We start from the raw sequence: 1,002 nt of genomic DNA, 5'->3' as shown, positions 1-1,002 counted from the left end.
TAATTAACCTGAGATCTGGTTAAGCCGTCATCAGCACCATCATTTCGGGATGGCTCAACTTGATTGATGGCTTATCTTCTTTGAAACAGTACGCGACCAGTCCGCATACCATATTCAGCATAAAACCATGCAAACTCCTGTGTCGTGTATGCTCTATTTGTGAGATGTTTTTTAGTTGGTCATTGATAGTCTCAATGATAAAGCGCTTTGATAACATTGCCTTATCCCACGCGGATTGCGCTTTCGCTTTCATATTGTTACGTACACCCGTGATAAAATTTACACCTTCAGAAGCTAATTCTGCCGCCAAAGCCTGGCTAATATAGCCCTTGTCTCCATACAATTGGCCCGTTAAGCCTTCCGCCAATTCCTTCACAGGGACCCGGTCGTCAACATTGGCTGTGGTCAGCTTGGCGGCCACTATTTCACCTAAGTAGTTGACAATAATGTGTAATTTGAAACCGTAAAACCAACCCATCGTCCCTTTTCCCCGTTTGGCTACTCCATCGAAGACCTTATTGCGTGGGATACGAATGTTGTGACAAACCTTGATGCTGGTCGAGTCGATAAATTCAATCCCCGTCGGTTGTCCTTTAATCGATGTAAAATAGCTACATAAGGGCACCATGACCGATGACATGACGCCTAAAAAGCGGGTGTAACTGAGGAGTTCCGGAAAATCCTGACGGTGGTACATTCCAATGATCCCCAGATAAAAACTCTTGAAATTCCTGTGGTTTGACATATGAAAAGCAATAAGGATGGTCATTATCTCGCTGGGACTCATGCGGGAAGAACGCCGCCGTTTGCGACTACCGTTCTCCAGGCACTGCTGTTCCCATAATGGGATGAAGACCCTGCAAAAATCATCGACATCACAGAAGAGTTCTACTAGTTTATTCATGCCTGTTCCTTTTTTTGATCTGCGTGTTTTTTCGTCGAAATAACAGATCTTGGAACAGGCATTTAGTTCAATTTTTTATCCAAAGCTCAGGTTAATTA

General features: G+C 43.8%; 1 protein-coding gene. It reads right to left on the bottom strand.

The window, feature by feature from the left end:
• Positions 1 to 19 precede the first annotated feature (19 nt).
• The gene (locus tag AC2A06_RS18590; RefSeq protein WP_484381269.1) at positions 20 to 904 is read right to left on the bottom strand and encodes an IS982 family transposase; all 885 of its coding nucleotides are present in this window, start codon (positions 902 to 904) and stop codon (positions 20 to 22) included.
• Positions 905 to 1,002 lie beyond the last annotated feature (98 nt).

This window comes from Serratia sp. HNCC26DJ244, assembly GCF_057180565.1.
Note: the sequence above shows the minus strand (reverse complement) of the source record. Positions and strands in the feature narration are given on the sequence as shown.

What these genes read in the sequence shown, in the direction of transcription:
- AC2A06_RS18590 (WP_484381269.1), bottom strand. Translation starts at nt 904, where the DNA reads ATGAATAAACTAGTAGAACTCTTCTGTGATGTCGATGATTTTTGCAGG.